At 63.0% G+C, this 16,308-nt stretch carries 16 protein-coding genes; 8 read left to right on the top strand and 8 right to left on the bottom strand.

The features are described 5' to 3' along the window. Positions 1–1,923, top strand: a complete 1,923-nt coding sequence (locus QUH67_RS21815; protein ID WP_300941110.1) for an FAD-binding monooxygenase — start codon at positions 1–3, stop codon at positions 1,921–1,923. Between the two features lie 73 nt (positions 1,924–1,996). Here the strand turns inward: QUH67_RS21815 and QUH67_RS21820 are convergent, their stop codons facing one another. Further along, the gene (locus QUH67_RS21820; RefSeq protein WP_300941111.1) at positions 1,997–2,416 is read right to left on the bottom strand and encodes an immunity 70 family protein; all 420 of its coding nucleotides are present in this window, start codon (positions 2,414–2,416) and stop codon (positions 1,997–1,999) included. 174 nt (positions 2,417–2,590) lie between these two features. Here QUH67_RS21820 and QUH67_RS21825 point away from each other — a divergent pair, with 174 nt between their 5' ends. From QUH67_RS21825 to QUH67_RS21850, 6 genes are all read left to right on the top strand, one after another. Next, positions 2,591–3,565 carry a hypothetical protein gene (locus tag QUH67_RS21825; protein ID WP_300941113.1) on the top strand — a complete coding sequence of 325 codons (975 nt, stop codon included), beginning with the start codon at positions 2,591–2,593 and terminating at the stop codon, positions 3,563–3,565. Between the two features lie 320 nt (positions 3,566–3,885). After that, positions 3,886–4,179: an acyl carrier protein gene (locus QUH67_RS21830; protein WP_028346689.1), complete on the top strand. Its 294-nt coding sequence runs from the start codon at positions 3,886–3,888 to the stop codon at positions 4,177–4,179. A gap of 112 nt (positions 4,180–4,291) precedes the next feature. Further along, positions 4,292–4,765: a 3-hydroxyacyl-ACP dehydratase FabZ family protein gene (locus QUH67_RS21835; RefSeq protein WP_300941115.1), complete on the top strand. Its 474-nt coding sequence runs from the start codon at positions 4,292–4,294 to the stop codon at positions 4,763–4,765. Further along, positions 4,758–5,960 (top strand): beta-ketoacyl-ACP synthase, encoded by a 1,203-nt coding sequence (locus tag QUH67_RS21840; RefSeq protein WP_300941117.1) that lies wholly within the window; start codon positions 4,758–4,760, stop codon positions 5,958–5,960. The genes QUH67_RS21835 and QUH67_RS21840 overlap by 8 nt, the downstream gene beginning before the upstream one ends. 21 nt (positions 5,961–5,981) lie before the next feature. Then, complete coding sequence (locus tag QUH67_RS21845; RefSeq protein WP_300941119.1) at positions 5,982–7,259, top strand: beta-ketoacyl-ACP synthase; 1,278 nt, start codon at positions 5,982–5,984, stop codon at positions 7,257–7,259. Positions 7,260–7,277: 18 nt separating this feature from the next. After that, positions 7,278–8,213, top strand: coding sequence for a lipid A biosynthesis lauroyl acyltransferase (locus QUH67_RS21850; RefSeq protein WP_300941120.1), 936 nt, complete (start codon positions 7,278–7,280; stop codon positions 8,211–8,213). 230 nt (positions 8,214–8,443) lie between these two features. On the opposite strand, the gene QUH67_RS21855 is transcribed toward QUH67_RS21850, so the two are convergent. The 4 genes from QUH67_RS21855 to QUH67_RS21870 form a co-directional block, all read right to left on the bottom strand. Next, on the bottom strand, positions 8,444–9,550 hold the full coding sequence (locus QUH67_RS21855; protein ID WP_300941122.1) for a polyamine ABC transporter substrate-binding protein: 1,107 nt from the start codon (positions 9,548–9,550) through the stop codon (positions 8,444–8,446). Between the two features lie 3 nt (positions 9,551–9,553). Continuing rightward, positions 9,554–10,726: an aminotransferase gene (locus QUH67_RS21860; protein WP_300941124.1), complete on the bottom strand. Its 1,173-nt coding sequence runs from the start codon at positions 10,724–10,726 to the stop codon at positions 9,554–9,556. 8 nt (positions 10,727–10,734) lie between these two features. Beyond that, complete coding sequence (locus QUH67_RS21865; protein WP_300941126.1) at positions 10,735–11,064, bottom strand: rhodanese-like domain-containing protein; 330 nt, start codon at positions 11,062–11,064, stop codon at positions 10,735–10,737. A gap of 163 nt (positions 11,065–11,227) precedes the next feature. Further along, positions 11,228–11,677 (bottom strand): GNAT family N-acetyltransferase, encoded by a 450-nt coding sequence (locus tag QUH67_RS21870; protein ID WP_300941128.1) that lies wholly within the window; start codon positions 11,675–11,677, stop codon positions 11,228–11,230. Between the two features lie 167 nt (positions 11,678–11,844). On the opposite strand from QUH67_RS21870, the gene QUH67_RS21875 reads away from it, so the two are divergent. Next, positions 11,845–12,462, top strand: coding sequence for a L,D-transpeptidase (locus tag QUH67_RS21875; RefSeq protein ID WP_300941130.1), 618 nt, complete (start codon positions 11,845–11,847; stop codon positions 12,460–12,462). 72 nt (positions 12,463–12,534) lie between these two features. Here QUH67_RS21875 and QUH67_RS21880 read toward each other — a convergent pair whose 3' ends face one another. The 3 genes from QUH67_RS21880 to QUH67_RS21890 all read right to left on the bottom strand — a co-directional run bounded on the left by QUH67_RS21880 (position 12,535) and on the right by QUH67_RS21890 (position 16,289). Further along, positions 12,535–13,110 carry a hypothetical protein gene (locus QUH67_RS21880; protein ID WP_300941132.1) on the bottom strand — a complete coding sequence of 192 codons (576 nt, stop codon included), beginning with the start codon at positions 13,108–13,110 and terminating at the stop codon, positions 12,535–12,537. Between the two features lie 298 nt (positions 13,111–13,408). Beyond that, positions 13,409–15,307: a potassium transporter Kup gene (locus QUH67_RS21885; protein ID WP_300941134.1), complete on the bottom strand. Its 1,899-nt coding sequence runs from the start codon at positions 15,305–15,307 to the stop codon at positions 13,409–13,411. Between the two features lie 154 nt (positions 15,308–15,461). Then, positions 15,462–16,289, bottom strand: a complete 828-nt coding sequence (locus tag QUH67_RS21890; protein WP_300941135.1) for an OmpA/MotB family protein — start codon at positions 16,287–16,289, stop codon at positions 15,462–15,464. Positions 16,290–16,308: the final 19 nt, after the last annotated feature.

Here is a 16,308-nt window from a genome sequence, read left to right on the forward strand (position 1 = left end):
ATGCAATTCCACCTCAACGGTTTTGAACCCGGCGAGCCTGATATCGCCGATCCCGCCGAGCGCGTGCTGCCGTCCGGCATGGCAGGGTCAGTCCCCGCCGAAGTCGACGTCCTGATCGTCGGCTGCGGGCCGGCCGGCTTGACGCTGGCGGCGCAGCTTGCGGCGTTTGCCGACATCAAGATCTGCATCGTCGAGCAGAAGCCGAGCCGGATGCTGCTCGGCCAGGCCGATGGCATCGCCTGCCGCACCATGGAGATGTTCGACGCCTTTGGCTTCAGCGAGCGCGTTCTGAAGGAAGCCTGCTGGATCACCGAGACGACATTCTGGAAGCCGGACGAGCAAAAGCCGGACAACATCGTGCGCAGCGGCCGTGTCAGGGATGTCGAGGACGGGCTGTCGGAAATGCCGCATGTCATCCTCAACCAGGCGCGCGTGCATGATTGCTATCTCGATGTCATGCGCAAATCGCCGTCAAAACTTGAGCCCTATTATTCGCGGCGCCTGCTTGACCTCGATATCTCGACGGCGGCGCAGGCAGAAGATCACGCGGTGACGGTGCGGCTCGAACGACTCGATGCCGGGCACAAAGGCGAAACCGAGACGATCAAGGCGCGTTACGTCGTGGGCTGCGACGGGGCGCACAGCACGGTGCGAAAATCGATCGGCCGCGAGCTGCGCGGCGATTCCGCCAACCATGCCTGGGGCGTCATGGACATCCTGGCCGTCACCGACTTCCCCGACATCCGCTTCAAGGTGCTGATCCAGTCGGCCCATGAAGGCAGCATCCTCGTGATCCCTCGCGAAGGCGGCTATCTCGTCCGGCTCTATGTCGAACTCACCAACCTCGACGCCGGCGAGCGCGTCGCCAACCGCCACATCACCTCGGATGATTTGATCGCCAAGGCGCGACGCATTCTCCACCCCTATACGCTCGACGTGAAGGAGGTCGCCTGGTGGTCGGTCTACGAGATCGGCCAGCGGCTGACCGACAAGTTCGACGATGTGCCGGCGGAGGACATCGCAACGCGCCCGCCCCATGTGTTCATCGCCGGCGACGCCTGCCATACCCACAGCCCCAAGGCCGGCCAGGGCATGAACGTCTCGATGCAGGACGCCTTCAATCTCGGCTGGAAGCTCGCCGCCGTCCTGCGCGGGCGCAGCGCACCATCTCTCTTGCACAGCTATTCGGCGGAGCGGCAGGCGGTTGCGAAAGAGCTGATCGACTTCGACCGCGAATGGGCCGAGATCCTCGCTTCCGCCAAGGGAGACAACAAGGGCGCGGATGCCGCGCAGACGCAGGACTATTTCGTCCGGCATGGGCGCTATACCGCGGGAACGGCGACGCATTACCGCCCGTCCCTCCTCACCGCCCCGGCGGACCACCAGCACCTCGCCAAGGGTTTTATCATCGGCACCCGCTTTCACTCCGCGCCGGTCGTCCGCCTCGCCGACGCCAAGCCGCTTCATCTGGGTCACGTCGCCAAGGCGGACGGCCGGTTCCGGATTTTCATCTTGGCCGGTCGCGGCGATCCCGCCGCCAATTCGCCCGTTCGCGCGCTGTGCGACTTCCTGAGTGCAAGTCCGATGTCTCCCGTGAAGAAGCACACGCCGTCGGGCGCCGATATCGATTCAGTGATCGATGTCCGCGCGGTGTTCCAGCAGGCGCATGCCGAACTCGCAATCGAGGCGATGCCCCCGCTCCTGCTCCCGCCGAAGGGACGCTACGGGCTCCGCGACTACGAAAAGATGTTCTGCCCCGATCTCAGGAGCGGCCACGACATCTTTGCGATGCGCGGCATCGATCGGGAAAAGGGCTGCATGGTGGTGGTGCGGCCGGACCAGTATGTCGCGCATGTGCTGCCGCTCGATGGCCATGCGGCGCTGGCGGCCTACTTCGACGGGTTCATGCTGCCGACGAATTGAAACGGAGCCGCATGAGCGCAGCGATATGCGCGAAAGTCCCGGATGTCGCTTCGCTTGTCCGGGCCGCGCTTGCTCACATATGGACTACCCGTAACGCCCGGACGGGCCCGGACTGCAGTTCGTCCAGGCATTCCGCCATCACATCGATCAGATCCCTACCGGCGGACGTGACGAAATACTTCGACAAGTCCGTGATGTCGGACGATATGTCGTTTCCCCATGGCGGGCGCTTCGACCTGTCCGCGAAGTCCCAGATCACACGATCGGGCGGGAAGCTGCTCATCTCGGTTCGGATCTGCGCCAGTTCGATCCTTGCCTGCTCGGCGCGCGCCTTACCCAGCTCGCCCTTGTAGAGTTCTCGTAACAAGACCGGGAAGCGGCTGCCCCAGCCCGCAGGCTCGAGATTTCCGGAGACCGTCGAAAAAAACGCATGAAAGAAATCCGGCGTACCGATCTCATCGCTGACGTTGCCGAGGTCAAGATAAATTGTCATTCGCATTCCCGCAGTATCGTTCGGCGGATTTGCGCAGAGCACTGCACTTCAAAGCGTTTGGCTTTGGCCTCGGGCCGCCCGCAAAGAAGTCAAGGCGGCCGCCGTTGACACCGGCTTGCAGGTCGACTGAGATGAGCATCTGTATCCGCGTAGAGACTTTGTAGATTCCACACGATGGCCAAGCTGATCAAGCCCGATCGCTGCAATAGAGATCAATGTGTCGCAACCCTGTGGAAGCGCCTCAAACTTGAAGACGCCGTGACCGCGGACACAGGCCTCCAGTTGGCGTGGCTGGCAGACGATCTGAAGCTGCGAAGGACGCCGCAACTGACTCTCACGGCACAAAGGCTGGCCCAGCATTGGCTGGATAAATGGGTGCTCTCGCGCTGGAATGGCGCCGACGATCCTGATCGGACATTCGCCAAGGCCTTCGCATACTTCTATTGGGGACGTGAAATTCTGCTTGAGTTTCGTCAAGCTGAAGGCTGGCCGGATGATACCAGGGACGAAATGCTTCACGAGCTGCTTGAATGGCAGGGGCTCGCCATTGCGGCCGGCCAGGAATGGTTTGCCGAACGAGTCGCGCCCTATCTGCACCGCCTCTGCATGAGCGGCGCTCCCGGCAAGGGCCGCGTTCCCGGCACGAGGCAAGGGTTCTTTGCCTATGATGAGCCGGCCCTGCAGTTTTCTCAGGCGCTGCAACGAACGTTGATATCAGGCCAATGGCCCGGAGCGGCAGACCTTGCGGAAATGGGCAGTTATGCCGCGCTGTTTGCGAAAGCCGATCACCCGGACCAGTTTCGCGAGGCACTGGTAGAGTATTGCGACTACCGCATTGCCGAGTGCTTCGGATACCACGGCATCGACGCAAACAAACGACGCCGTCCCTCGGTTTACGAGTCAGTGATGGATCTCGGTAGCTGGAATCAAGTCTACCCGGTCGAACTGCTGACGCTTCAATATGCCTTCGACAAGGCGACCGGGCGCAAGCTCTCGCTTGATGCTCCGCACCCGCTGCTGCACACAGTTTTGATGATAACGCCGCTTCCGCCGCTGGTTCCGTTTTTTGAAGATGACCTGACCTCGAAGCTGAAGCAATACGGCCAGTCTGTCTTTGGACCGGCGTGGCGACCGCGCGGACTGCAATAGGCCCCTGCCATTGCAGCCACGACGGCGCCGAGGCGCGCTTGATCGGTACTTCGATGTCTGCGCATGTCATCATTGACGGGATGGTGCCTAGCTCTGACATGCATTCTGCCCGGGGACGCCGGACCGCTGATTCCGTCCCCAACCGGCCATTTTTGTCCCATAATCGATCCCCGCCCGAACGCCCCGCCTCCATTGAACTCAGCGGCCTGCTCCGATATACGGGCTCTCGACTCCGGCCAAGGGGAACACGGCCTTCCGGGGCCACGCCCCCGCCCTCTCAAGCCGTCCCGGAATATCCTCAAGTTATCAAAGGCTTAATGATGTCTTCCACATTCGATCAGATCGCCAACATTATCGCGGAGACCTGCGACATTCCGCGCGACACGATCAAGCCGGAGAGCCACGCCATCGACGATCTTGGAATCGACAGCCTTGATTTCCTCGACATCGCCTTTGCCATCGACAAGGCGTTCGGGATCAAGATGCCGCTCGAAAAATGGACCCAGGAAGTCAACGACGGCAAGGCCACGACCGAGCAGTATTTCGTGCTGCAGAATCTCGCCGATCGTATCGACGAACTGGTCGCCGCCAAGAACGCCGCGCCGGGCGCTTAAGCTCCATTTCCGCTCCGATCGATCGGCGCGGGGCTCTGGATTCTTGGTTGTGACGCGTTTTCTTGACGCGAACCGGCCTTCACTTCGCTGGAAAACGCTTTAGTCACCCGCCATGAACCTCGACTACTTCACGCTGATCGACCGCATCGTCGAGCTCAATCTCGACGAGAAGAGAATAACGGTCGAGGCGCAGGTTCCGGCCAAGCACACCATCTTCGAGGGGCATTTCCCGGGTTTTCCGATCATGCCCGGCGTGCTGCTGACCGAAGCGATGGCGCAGAGTTCGGGCTGGCTGATCCTCGGCGTCCTGAAGTTTGAGCGAATGCCGTTTCTGGCCATCGTGAAGGAAGCCAAGATGCGGGGCTTCGTCAGTCCCGGCGAATTGCTGACGATCGAGGCGCGGCTCGAGCATGAAGGGTCCGGTTTTGCCGTCACCAAGGTCAAGGGACGCGTCGGCAAGGAACTGAAGTGCAGTGCCGAACTCACCTTCGGCCTAGCCCCCTTCCCCGACCCGGCCCTGCGCGTGCATATGGATGCGATGGCCAACAAGATCGGCTTCCCACTGCAGGCGATAACGCATGACTGAGTCCACATCTCCGGCGGCGAAGGAAGTCTGGATCACCGGCATCGGCATCGTCTCCTCGCTCGGCGAGGGGCTGGATGCGCATTGGGACGCGCTGAACGAAAAGAAGATCAATTTCGACGACAAGCGGTTTGCGCCCTACATCGTGCATCCGCTGGCGCCGGTTTCCTTCGACGCCCAGATCCCGAAAAAAGGCGATCAGCGCCAGATGGAAGCGTGGCAGCGCATCGGCACCTATGCCGCGGGGTTGGCGCTGGATTCGGCCGGCATCAAAGGCAACAAGGACATTCTAGGGCGGACCGACATGATCGTCGCGGCCGGCGGCGGCGAGCGCGACCTGGCGGTCGACGAGGCGATCATGAATGCCGACGCCAAGGGCAATTCGAGTCCGGCCTTTCTCAACGAACGCCTGATGAACGACCTGCGGCCGACGCTGTTTCTGGCGCAGCTCTCGAACCTGCTCGCCGGCAACATCGCCATCGTGCATGGCGTCTGCGGCACGTCGCGGACCTTTATGGGCGAGGAAGCGGCCTCCATCGACGCGGCAAGGATCGCGCTGGCCCGCATCGAATCCGGGCAGAGCGAGATCGCGCTGGTCGGCGCCGCCCATAATGGCGAGCGCTCCGACCTGCTGGTGCTCTACGAATTCGGCGACTTCAATCTCAAGGGGACGTATGCGCCGGTCTGGCAGCGCGAAGGCAGAAGCGGCTTTGCACTCGGCTCGGCCGGCTGTTTCCTGGTGCTGGAATCGCGCGAGCATGCCGAAGCGCGCGGCGCCAAGCCGTATGCGAAATTGACCAAAGTGGTCGCCGACCTCGCCAAGCGCAAGCAGCCGGGCGCGGTGACCAAATCGCTGGAAACGATGTGGCCGAAACTCGGCGTCACCGGCGAAGCCGGCCAGGTGATCACCGGCGCGACCGGCGTCGAGCCGGTGACTTCGGAAGAAAAGGCGTTCCTGCGCCAGCACCCTGGTTACGCGGTCCGCGCCACCGGCACGATGTTCGGCCATACGCTGGAGACCCAGTTTCCGCTGGGGCTGGCCTTGGCGGCGCTATCGCTATCGCGCGGCGCGCTGTTTCCGCCCAACGATCCGACCGGAACCGAGGTTGAAAAGACAGGCGCCCCCGACCAGATTGTGGTGGTGGGGACCGGTCACTGGCAGGGCGAAGGCATGGCCCTCGTCGAGGCCGTCAAGTAGGGCGCGAGCATCGGGGGAACCATGTCAGTAGCACGCGATAAATTGGGCAGGCCGATCGTCGTCGTCACCGGCATGGGCGTGGTGACGTCGCTCGGCGGCGGCAAAGAGGACAATTGGCGCAAGCTGACCGCCGGAGAATCCGGTATCCGCACCGTGACGCGCTTTCCGGTCGAAGGGCTGAAATCGACCATGGCGGGCACGGTCGACTTCGTCAGCGTCGATCCCGTCACCTCGACCGGATTGACCGAGCGGCTGGCCGAGATGGCCACCGAGGAAGCGCTTGCGCAGGCAGCCATCGGCGCCAAGGCGGATTTTCCGGGGCCGCTGTTCCTGGCGGTCGCGCCGGTCGAGGTCGAATGGCCGCAGCGGCTCGAACTCGGGCGCGCGATCGGAAAGACCGAATTCAACTATGGCGACATGCTGCGCGTGTCCGGCGGCGGCCGCTTCGCGGCCTACCATCACCGATTCATGTTCGGCTCGGTCGCGAGCCACCTTGCTGATGTGTTCGGCACCAAGGGCTCGCCGATCTCGCTCTCCACCGCCTGCGCTTCCGGCGCGACCGCGATCCAGCTCGGCGTCGAGGCGATCCGCCGCGGCGACGCGGATGCAGCGCTGTGCGTCGGCACCGACGGCTCGGTCAACCCGGAGGCGCTGGTGCGGTTCTCGCTGCTGTCGGCGCTGTCGACGCAAAACGATCCGCCGCAGGCCGCTTCAAAACCGTTTTCCAAGAACCGCGACGGTTTTGTGATGGCGGAAGGTGCCGGCGCGATGGTGCTGGAGAGCTACGAGTCCGCGATGGCGCGCGGCGCGAAAATTCTCGGCGTCGTCGCCGGCTGCGGCGAACTGACCGACTCCTTCCACCGCACCCGCTCCAGCCCGGACGGCAAGCCGATCATCGGCTGCATGCGCAAGACGCTGGCGGATGCCGGCCTCGAGCCGGAACAGATCGACCACATCAACGCCCACGGCACCGCGACGCCGGAAAACGACAAGATGGAGTACAACACCACCGCCGTCGTGTTCGGCGAGCATCTGCCGAAAATCCCGGTGTCGTCGAACAAGTCGATGGTCGGGCACACCATCTCGGCAGCCGGCGCGGTGGAAGCCGTGTTCTCGCTGCTCACCCTGGAGCACCAGCGGATTCCGCCGACCATCAACTACGAGATTCCGGATCCGGCGATCCTGTTCGACGTGGTCGGCAACACCGCGCGCGACGCCAAGGTGACCGCCGTGATGTCGAACTCGTTCGGCTTCGGCGGGCAGAACGCCTCGCTGATCCTGACCCGCGAACCGGTCTAGCGGCCAACGATCTAGACCATGAACCGCCTGCTCCTACGCACCAAGGCGCGCCTGCGCGACGCCGCCAAGCCCGTGGCGGAAGCGGCCGTCGGCGCGCTGACGGTCGCGCTGTTGCGCACCACGCGCCTGTTCGATCCGGACAAGACCGCGAATTTCTTCGGCCGCGCCACCCGCTTCATCGGACGCCGGCTGCGCGAGGACCGCATCGGGCGCGAGAATCTCACGGCCGCATTTCCCGAGAAATCGAGCGCGGAGATCGAAACCATTTTGGCCGGCGTCTGGGACAATCTCGGCCGCATCGGCGCCGAGTTCGCCCATCTCGATCACATCTGGGACTACGACGTCGATCATCCGGACAAGCCGAGCCGCGTCGAGTTCGGCGCGCGCACCAAGCAGATCTTCGATACGCTGCGCGACGACGGCAAGCCCGCGATCATCTTCGCCAGCCACCTCGGCAATTGGGAAATTCCTGCGCTCGGCGCGGTCGCGCACGGGCTCGATTGCGCAATCCTGTTCCGCCGGCCGAATATCGAATCCGCCGACCGCGCCATCGAGCGCATCCGCGCCGTCAAGATGGGCACGCTGGTGCCGGCCGGCCGCGAGGCCCCGCTCAAGCTGGCCGAAGCCCTGCAGCGCGGCCAGCACGTCGCGATGTTGGTCGATCAGTACATGGGCAACGGCGTCGAGGTGACGTTCTTCGGCCGCAAGACCAAGGCCAACCCGACGCTCGCCCGGCTGTTGCGGCAGGTCGAATGCCCCGTCCATGGCGTGCGCATCATCCGCCTCCCCAACCATCGCTTCCGCGCCGAACTGTCCGAAGAGGTCAAGCCGGTGCGCGACGCCGCGGGCCAGATCGATATTCAAGGCACGATGCAGGCGGTGACAGATGTAATCGAGGGCTGGGTGCGGGAATATCCGGACCAGTGGCTCTGGCTGCACCGGAGATGGCGGTAGCGGTCGCCTTCGGCCATCACAATAGGCCGAGGCTCCAAGCTTTCATGGCCACCGTCGAGGCCAGGATGAAGGCGATCTGCAGCAGCGTGCGCGTGGAAACCAATGCAAGGATGTTGTTGGTCATGTGATGCTCCTGACGGGAGCTATAAATTCCAGTCCGGGTTCCAGCAATAGGTGTTTGCCGGGCGGTAGCATGGATGAGCGCAGCGACATCCGGGCTATAGCCAAAATTACTTCCCCGTTTTCACCCGCGTCCACAGCCGGTTGATCACGCGCTGGGTCGCCGGATCGCGGGCCTGGATGACGAACAGCTTCTTTTGCGTTGCTTCATCCGGATAGATGTTTTTGTCGTTCAATATCTTCGGATCGATCAGCTTCTGGCTCGCCAGATTGCCGTTGGCATATGACAGGAAGTCGGAATTCTTCGCGGCGACGTCCGGACGGTAGAGATAGTTGATCAGTTCGTACGCCTCTGCGACGTTCCTGGCATCCGCCGGGATCGCCAGATTGTCGAAGAACATCTGCGCGCCCTCTTTCGGAATCGTGTAGCCGATCTCGACGCCGTTCTTGGCTTCCGCCGCGCGGCTGCGCGCCTGCATGATGTCGCCGGACCATCCGACCACGAAGCAGATTTCGCCCGACGCCAGCGCGCCCAGATATTCCGAGGAGTGAAACTTGCGGACGTTCGGCCGAATCTTGCCGACGAGATCGGCGGCCTTTTCCAGATCAGCCTGTTTGGTCGAGTTCGGATCGATGCCGAGATAGCTCAGCGCTGCGGGCAGAATGTCGTCGGCGGAATCCAGCATGTGGATGCCGCAGTCCTTGAATTTCGCGAGGTTCTCCGGCTTGAAGACGATGTCCCAGCTGTCGATCTTCGCGTCGGCCCCGAGGATTTTCTGCGCGGTCTTGACGTTGTAGCCGATGACGGTGGTGCCCCACATGTAATTGGCGCCGTAGTTATTGCCGGGATCGTATGTCGCGAGCTGATCGGTCACGACCGGCCAGGCGTTGGCGAGATTCGGCAGCTTTGCCTTGTCGAGCTTGAGGAAGACTTTTGCGGTGATCTGGCGCTGCAGGAAATAACCGGTCGGCACCACGACATCGTAACCGGACTTGCCGGCCAATAGCCGCGTCTCCAGCGTCTCGTTGGCGTCAAACGTGTCGTAGACCACTTTGATGCCGGTTTCCTTGGTGAAATCCTCCAGCACCCCCGGCGCCATGTAGTTGGACCAGTTGTAGAAGTTCACGGTGCGCTCTTGCGCCCATGCGGGCGAGAGCGACAGCGCGACCGTCGTGGCACCGATCAGGCGAAGCAACCCCCGGACGGAATCGCGCATCTGCTACCTCTTGCGGCGGCCGTGCACCGCGTCCGACAGGCGTTCCAGCGCGGTGTCCAGCGTTTCGTCCTTCTTGGAAAAGCAGAACCGCACCACCGAGGTCACCGCGTCCTGCTCGTAGAACGCCGACACGGGTATCGCCGCCACTTTGTAATCGTTCACGATGCGGTTGCAGAACTGAACATCGGTTTCGTTGAGGCCGAGCGGCGACAGGTCGACGGTGAGGAAATAGGTGCCCTGCGACTTCAGCACGGGAAAGCCGATGCTCTCCAGCCCCTTGGTCAGACGGTCCCGGCTTCGCTGCAGTTCCTTGCGCATGTCATGAAAATATTCGTCCGGCTTGCCGAGGCCGTAGGCGACGGCGGCCTGCAGGTTCGGCGCTGTCGTGAAGGTCAGGAACTGATGCACCTTGGCTGCGACGCGCAACAAATGCGGCGCAGCGCAGACGAAGCCGATCTTCCATCCCGTCAACGAAAAGATCTTGCCGGCGCTGCCGACCTTGATGGTGCGGTCGCGCATGCCGGGAATCGTGATCAGCGGGATGTGCTCGCGGCCGTCGAACAGGACATGCTCCCACACCTCGTCGCAGATCGCGATCGTATCGAATTTCTGGCAGAACCGGGCCAGCAGTTCGAGGTCCTCGCGGGGATAGACCACGGCGGCCGGATTGAGCGGGTTGTTGAACAGCACCGCCTTGGTCTTCTCGTTGAAGACGCTGGCCAGCATCTCCTCGGTCAGCCGCCAGCCCGGCGGCTCCAACCGCAACAGGCGCGGAATACCACCGGCCTGCCGGATGATCGGCAGATAGCTGTCATAGACCGGCTGGAAGCACACGACCTCGTCGCCGGGTTCGACGACGGCGAGAATCGACGCCGTCAGCGCCTCGGTGCCGCCCGAGGTCACCATCACTTCCGTCATCGGGTCGAGCGAGAGATTGTGCCAGCGGCCGTAATGGGCGGCGATCGCCTGCCGCAATTCGGGGATGCCCATCATCGACGGATACTGGTTGTAGCCGTTGAGGGTCGCGTCGGCCGCGGCGCGGCGGATGTCCTCCGGCCCGGGATCGTCGGGAAAACCCTGGCCGAGATTGATGGCATTGTTGTCGCGGGCAGCCTGCGACATTGCCTCGAACACGGTGACTGGAAGGTCGGCAAAGACCTTGTTCATGGATGTCATGGTGGAGATCAGCCGCCGGTTCTGGTCGGAAAACCTGCAGCTTTCCAGCCGATGATGCCGCCGGCCAGATGCTTGTCGTAAGGCAGGCCGGCCGCCTGCGCCGCCAGCGAGGCCGTCACCGAGCGCTTGCCCGAACGGCAGGCGAAAACCACCTGCTTTCCTTTCGGGTCCGGGATGGCCGCCGGATCGAACGACTGCAGCGGAACGACCACGCATTCCGGATAGGCTTCCACCGCCACCTCGTTGGGTTCGCGGACGTCGACCAGGAAGTAGCGTCCGTCCGCGATCCCGCTGGAAACCTCCTGCGGGGTCAAATCGTGCACCTGATGGTCCGCCACGCAATATCCTCCTGAGAACCTGCCGCGAGGGCTCATACCAGCCCGGCCAAGCGGGCGCCAAAGTCGCCCCTCGCGGGGCGAAAATCAAGCGCTCCGAACGGTTTGAACGGCGGCCCGAAGCGGGCGGCCGTCCATCGCACCCGCTGTCCTGCCACCGCGGGTGTCAAACGGGATATTCTTTCACCATGGGCCAGGCGCCGTTCCGTATCTGCGGGCCGGTCGACCGGTAGCCGCGGCGCAGATAGAAACCAAGGGCGTTCGGGCTTGCCTCAAGGTGGACCGACAACAACCCGCGCTCGCGCATCCGTTCTTCGAGCTTGTCGAGCAATCCGGCACCGACGCCCTGCCCGGCAAATTCGGCTGCCACATAAAGCCCCTCCAGGCGGTGGCCGCGAATGGCCCCCCACCCGGCGGCGGCGCCGTCCAGCTCCGCAACCCATACTTCAAACTCGCGCAGCTTTTGCTCCATGCCGGCGAGCGTGAGCCGCGCAGCCCACGCCTGCGCCTCGGCGACGGGCATATCGGGCGGTGCAAGCTCAAGGATCGATCCTCGGCGAATATCGCAGAGACGGCCTGCGTCCTCGCGCAGCGCTGCACGGTATAAGGCACGCATCGTCGTCTGCTCCCGGCATTCTTGCCGTGCGGCACACCATCACCGCGCCGCGCCTTTATTTCCACACTTTTCGAGCACCAAATCGCAGCATGTGAGATTTGTGCGGCAAGTAAGACTTCTGGGGCAAGTAAGAACTTCTGAAGCAAGTGAGACTTGGAGGACACGCGATGATCGGGCGTGGGCTCGTGTTGTTGCTCGTGGGGTCGCTCGGCGGCTGCATGCAGGCGACGTTGGCGCCGCCGTCGAACGCCAGTCTGACGCCGAGAGACCGGCAATTGCTCGCCCATGCGCCTTATGCCCCGGCGAGCATCCCGGAGCCGTTTCGCCGGCACATTGTCGATTACACGCGCAAGGAGCTGCCGGGCACGATCCTGGTCGACACCAACGCGCGCTATCTCTATTTCGTGCTGCCCGGCGGCAAGGCGATTCGCTATGGCGTAACCGTGGGCGAAGAAGCGCTGGCCTGGTCAGGCGTCGCAACCGTCGGCCGCACCGCCGAATGGCCAGACTGGATTCCGACGGCGGAGATCCAGGCACGACTAGGCCCCTACCCCAAGCGCGTCGCCGGAGGGCCGGCCAATCCGCTCGGCGCGCGGGCGCTCTACCTTTACGAAGGCAACAAGGACACGTTGTACCGCATCCACGGCACCAACCAGCCGGAATATATCGGTCAGGCGATATCGTCAGGCTGCATCCGCCTGACCAACGAAGACATCATCGATCTGGTCGACCGGGTGAAGGTGGGTGCGATCGTCGTCGTGCTACCGCCGGGCCGGAGCGCTTAGGGCCCTACCAAGCCGGCATCCGAATCGCCGCAGCGACGGCCGGAAGCCGAGCCGCCTGTTCTGCGCGCGGCGCTATTTCCGTGGCTGCCACTGCATGAATTTATCCAGCAGGGCTTCGGACTCCTTCGGCTTTTCCTTGGCCGCTGCGGCGGCGAACGGTCCAGCAGCCGCCGCCTCTTCGCCGCCTTGCGTCCGCTGGAACTGCTTGAATCCCTCGAGCAGCGCCTGCGAGTCCCCTGATGGTGCCGCCGCTTGCGTCGGCGTCGCCAATGCAGGCGTCGAAATGGAAACGGCGAGTTCAGCGGGATCGCTTTTCGAATTTGGCGACGCGTTGAAGACGACGTACGCCAGGATCGCAGTGGCCCCCACCGCTAAAGCGACGGCCCCCGCCGTGGCGAGCAATCCGCGTGACCGAGAGCGCTCGTCAGCGAACTGCGATTCCAGGGGGCGGGCAAATTTGGCAAAGGCTTCCTCGCGCATATCATCGAAGCGAGAAGAACGGGGATCGGTAGGCAAATCGCCTGAGACCGCGTGCTGCGTCGCGCCAGATCGGGGCTCTGCCGTGCCGCGCGCGGAGCGCGGAGCGTAGTACAGCGGATCCTGCGGACTGACGGGGTCAGGATGGTCGTTCGCGCTGACGAAACTCATTTGCGCTACTCCTTACAAATACCCAGACCATTACAATAGCCGGACCATTACATTGAAATCTTTGCCGTTCAAGGCTTTAGCGGGGCATTCCGGGCTCGGCCCGACGCCATATGGCGCGGGGCATTCGCGCCCTGCGGGCGGCAGCCAGAGAGGAAAACCTTAAACTGCCGTTTCCAAGCGTTCAAGCAGACTGGTCCAAACCACGACGGCTGTGGAGTCCGAAGTTTTGTGCGGGCCGAGAAACCGTCAGGCTGTTGCCGCCATGCGACAAGAATCAGGGGAACCCTGCGAGATTCGCTTAGATCGTGACCTGCGTTCCCACTTCCACCACCCGCCCGGTGGGGATCTGGAAGTAGTCGGTCGCGTCGTTCGCCGACCGGCTCATGGCGATGAACAGGTGATCCTGCCAGAGCGGCATGCCCGACTGCGCCGAGGGCTTGAGCGACCGTCGCGACACGAAGAACGACGTCGCCATGATGTCGAACTGCCAGCCGAGCTTGCGCGCGATCACCAGCGCCTTCGGCACGTTCGGCGATTCCATGAAGCCGAATCGCAGCCGCACGGTGGAGAATTTCTCGCTGATCGTTTCCATCTTGACGCGTTCGGCCGGATCTACGCGCGGCGTCTGGGCGGTTTCGATCGTCAGGATCACATTGTGCTCGTGCAGAACCTTGTTGTGCTTGAGGTTGTGCATCAGCGCGGTCGGCACGAAGCTCGGATCGGAGGTCAGGAATACCGCCGTGCCCTTGACGATGTGGGGCGGACGCTTTTCGAGGCTCTTGATCAGGTCGGTCAGCGGTACCTCGATACGCCGGGTCTTCGCTATCAGGATCGCAGCGCCCCGCCGCCAGGTCCAGATCATCACCGCCACCACCATGCCGAACAGCAGCGGCACCCAGGCGCCATCAAACAATTTCAGCAGGTTCGCAGCAAAGAAGCTCATGTCGATGATGACGAAGGGCAGGATCACGGCCGCAGCCGTCGCCGCGCGCCAGTTCCACAATTTCCAGATCACGACGAAACCCATGATGCCGTCCACGACCATGGTGGTGGAAACCGCAATGCCATAGGCCGAAGCGAGGCCGCTCGAGGTACGGAACAGCAGCACCAGCAGCACGACCCCAATCAGCAGCAGCCGGTTGACGCGGGGCAGGTAAATCTGGCCAGCGTGGGTTTCGGAGGTGTAGCGGACCTCGAAGCGCGGCAGCAGGCCGAGCTGCACGGCCTGGCGGACCAACGAAAACGCGCCGGTGATCACCGCCTGGCTCGCGATGACGGTCGCCGCAGTCGCCAGCATCACCATCGGCAGCAACAGCACGTCGGGAACCAGCCGGTAGAACGGGTTTTCGATGGCCGACGGATCGGACAACACCAGCGCACCCTGCCCGAAATAATTGATCAGCAGCGCCGGCAGCACGAAATAGAACCATCCGATCTGGATCGGCTTGCGCCCGAAATGGCCGAGGTCCGCATAGAGCGCCTCGCCTCCGGTGACGGCCAGAAACACCAGGCCCATCGTGACCAGCCCGATGACGCCGTGGGAGAGCATGAACTGGATCGCATACCAGGGATTGATCGCGTACAGCACCGTAGGATCGTCGTTGATGTGGACGAGGCCCATCAGCATCAGCGTCGCGAACCAGACCACCATGACCGGGCCGAACAGCGAGGCGACGCGTGCCGTACCGCTGCTCTGCACCGAGAAAAGCACGACGAGAATGAAGATCGTCAGCGGGACCACATAGGGTCCGAACGCCGGCGTGACGAGTTTGAGGCCTTCGACCGCCGACAATACCGAAATCGCCGGCGTGATCATGGAATCGCCGATGAACATCGAGGCGCCGACGACCCCGAGCGCCAGCAACAGCCAGCTTCGGCGGCCCAGCGCCCGCTGCCCCAGCGCCATCAGCGAAAGCGTGCCGCCCTCGCCGTTGTTGTCGGCGCGCAACAGCAGCAGCACATATTTGGCGGTGACGACGATGAAAAGCGACCACAGGATCAGCGAGAGCACGCCAAGCACGATGATGCGGGATACCGGCTGGCCCTCGGCGGCGTGCGAGGCCGCCTCGCGAAACGCGTACAGCGGCGACGTGCCGATATCGCCGAATACGACGCCGATGCTGCCGAGTGTCAGGGCCCATACGCCCGAGGTCGCCTGCCCCTCATGGGCTTCGGTGGATGTAGCGCTGACAGTCATGATGGAAGGGAACGTTCCCGTCGTTGATTTGATCCGCGCGGCTATCGACGCTTCCGCGCTGCCTGTCAATCATCCGACAAGCATATCATCTCGCGCGATGCGAGGTTGACGCAAAGCAAATCGATCTAACGGTATTATAGTAGTTGTCGTCGCCTCACGGCTTCAGATTGGGCGGAAGCGGTGGATTTTCGCGCATCAATGTGATGGTAACGCGACGATTTGCCGGCAATGTCGGATCGTCGGGAAACAATGGCTGGCTGTCGGCTCGGCCACCCACGGCAAAAATGTGGGACGGGGGCAGCCCCTCGCGTTCGAGGATCTGGCGCACGGCGTTGGCGCGGTCGGCCGACAGATCGAATGCGCTATATTCGCTGCGCGCCGGCACGAAGCCGGCCGAGGTATGGCCGACAATGTTGATGCGCAGCGGGGTTGCCTTGAGCGGCACGGCCAGCTTCTGAATCAGCCGGCGGGTACGGTCGTACGGGACCTTGGAGCCGTCGGCGAACATCGAGCGGCCATCCTGGTCGACGATTTCGAGATTGAGGCCCTCTTTGGTTTCCTCGAACATGATGTGCTTGGACATTTCGGTCAGTTCCGGCATGTCCTGCAGCGCCTGGCGCAGGGAGGCCGAAGCGAGCGCGAACTCCCGATCGACCTTGAGTTTGGCGCCGGATTCGCGCTGACGGTCCTTCTCGTCGGGCGTCGGGGTATTGGAGGATTCCTCGGGCGAAATATGATCGACATTCTTCAGCTTCGGCCGCGTCGGCAGGCCGTCGGCCTCCACGATTCCCGAATACCGTGACTCCGTCTGCACGCCGAACGCGTCGCGCATCGAACCGGCGACGATCTTCAGCTTGGCCGAATCCTGCGTGGAGAAAGCGACCAGCATCACGAAATACGACAGCAGCAGCGCCATCAGATCGGCAAAGGTCACGAACCAGCCATGACCGCCATGCGCCTCTTCGCGTTTTTTCTTGGCCATGCTCTATTTCCTGCGCCTG

The sequence above is a fragment of the Bradyrhizobium roseum genome (assembly GCF_030413175.1).
Taxonomy (GTDB): Bacteria; Pseudomonadota; Alphaproteobacteria; order Rhizobiales; family Xanthobacteraceae; genus Bradyrhizobium; species Bradyrhizobium roseum.

Bases quoted from the DNA above. Each gene is read 5' to 3' on its own strand.
- QUH67_RS21890 (WP_300941135.1), bottom strand. From the start codon at position 16,289: ATGGCCAAGAAAAAACGCGAAGAGGCGCATGGCGGTCATGGCTGGTTC.
- QUH67_RS21850 (WP_300941120.1), top strand. From the start codon at position 7,278: ATGAACCGCCTGCTCCTACGCACCAAGGCGCGCCTGCGCGACGCCGCC.
- QUH67_RS21855 (WP_300941122.1), bottom strand. From the start codon at position 9,550: ATGCGCGATTCCGTCCGGGGGTTGCTTCGCCTGATCGGTGCCACGACG.
- QUH67_RS21860 (WP_300941124.1), bottom strand. From the start codon at position 10,726: ATGACATCCATGAACAAGGTCTTTGCCGACCTTCCAGTCACCGTGTTC.
- QUH67_RS21820 (WP_300941111.1), bottom strand. From the start codon at position 2,416: ATGACAATTTATCTTGACCTCGGCAACGTCAGCGATGAGATCGGTACG.
- QUH67_RS21815 (WP_300941110.1), top strand. From the start codon at position 1: ATGCAATTCCACCTCAACGGTTTTGAACCCGGCGAGCCTGATATCGCC.
- QUH67_RS21830 (WP_028346689.1), top strand. From the start codon at position 3,886: ATGTCTTCCACATTCGATCAGATCGCCAACATTATCGCGGAGACCTGC.
- QUH67_RS21825 (WP_300941113.1), top strand. From the start codon at position 2,591: ATGGCCAAGCTGATCAAGCCCGATCGCTGCAATAGAGATCAATGTGTC.
- QUH67_RS21885 (WP_300941134.1), bottom strand. From the start codon at position 15,307: ATGACTGTCAGCGCTACATCCACCGAAGCCCATGAGGGGCAGGCGACC.
- QUH67_RS21870 (WP_300941128.1), bottom strand. From the start codon at position 11,677: ATGCGTGCCTTATACCGTGCAGCGCTGCGCGAGGACGCAGGCCGTCTC.
- QUH67_RS21840 (WP_300941117.1), top strand. From the start codon at position 4,758: ATGACTGAGTCCACATCTCCGGCGGCGAAGGAAGTCTGGATCACCGGC.
- QUH67_RS21845 (WP_300941119.1), top strand. From the start codon at position 5,982: ATGTCAGTAGCACGCGATAAATTGGGCAGGCCGATCGTCGTCGTCACC.
- QUH67_RS21875 (WP_300941130.1), top strand. From the start codon at position 11,845: ATGATCGGGCGTGGGCTCGTGTTGTTGCTCGTGGGGTCGCTCGGCGGC.
- QUH67_RS21880 (WP_300941132.1), bottom strand. From the start codon at position 13,110: ATGAGTTTCGTCAGCGCGAACGACCATCCTGACCCCGTCAGTCCGCAG.
- QUH67_RS21835 (WP_300941115.1), top strand. From the start codon at position 4,292: ATGAACCTCGACTACTTCACGCTGATCGACCGCATCGTCGAGCTCAAT.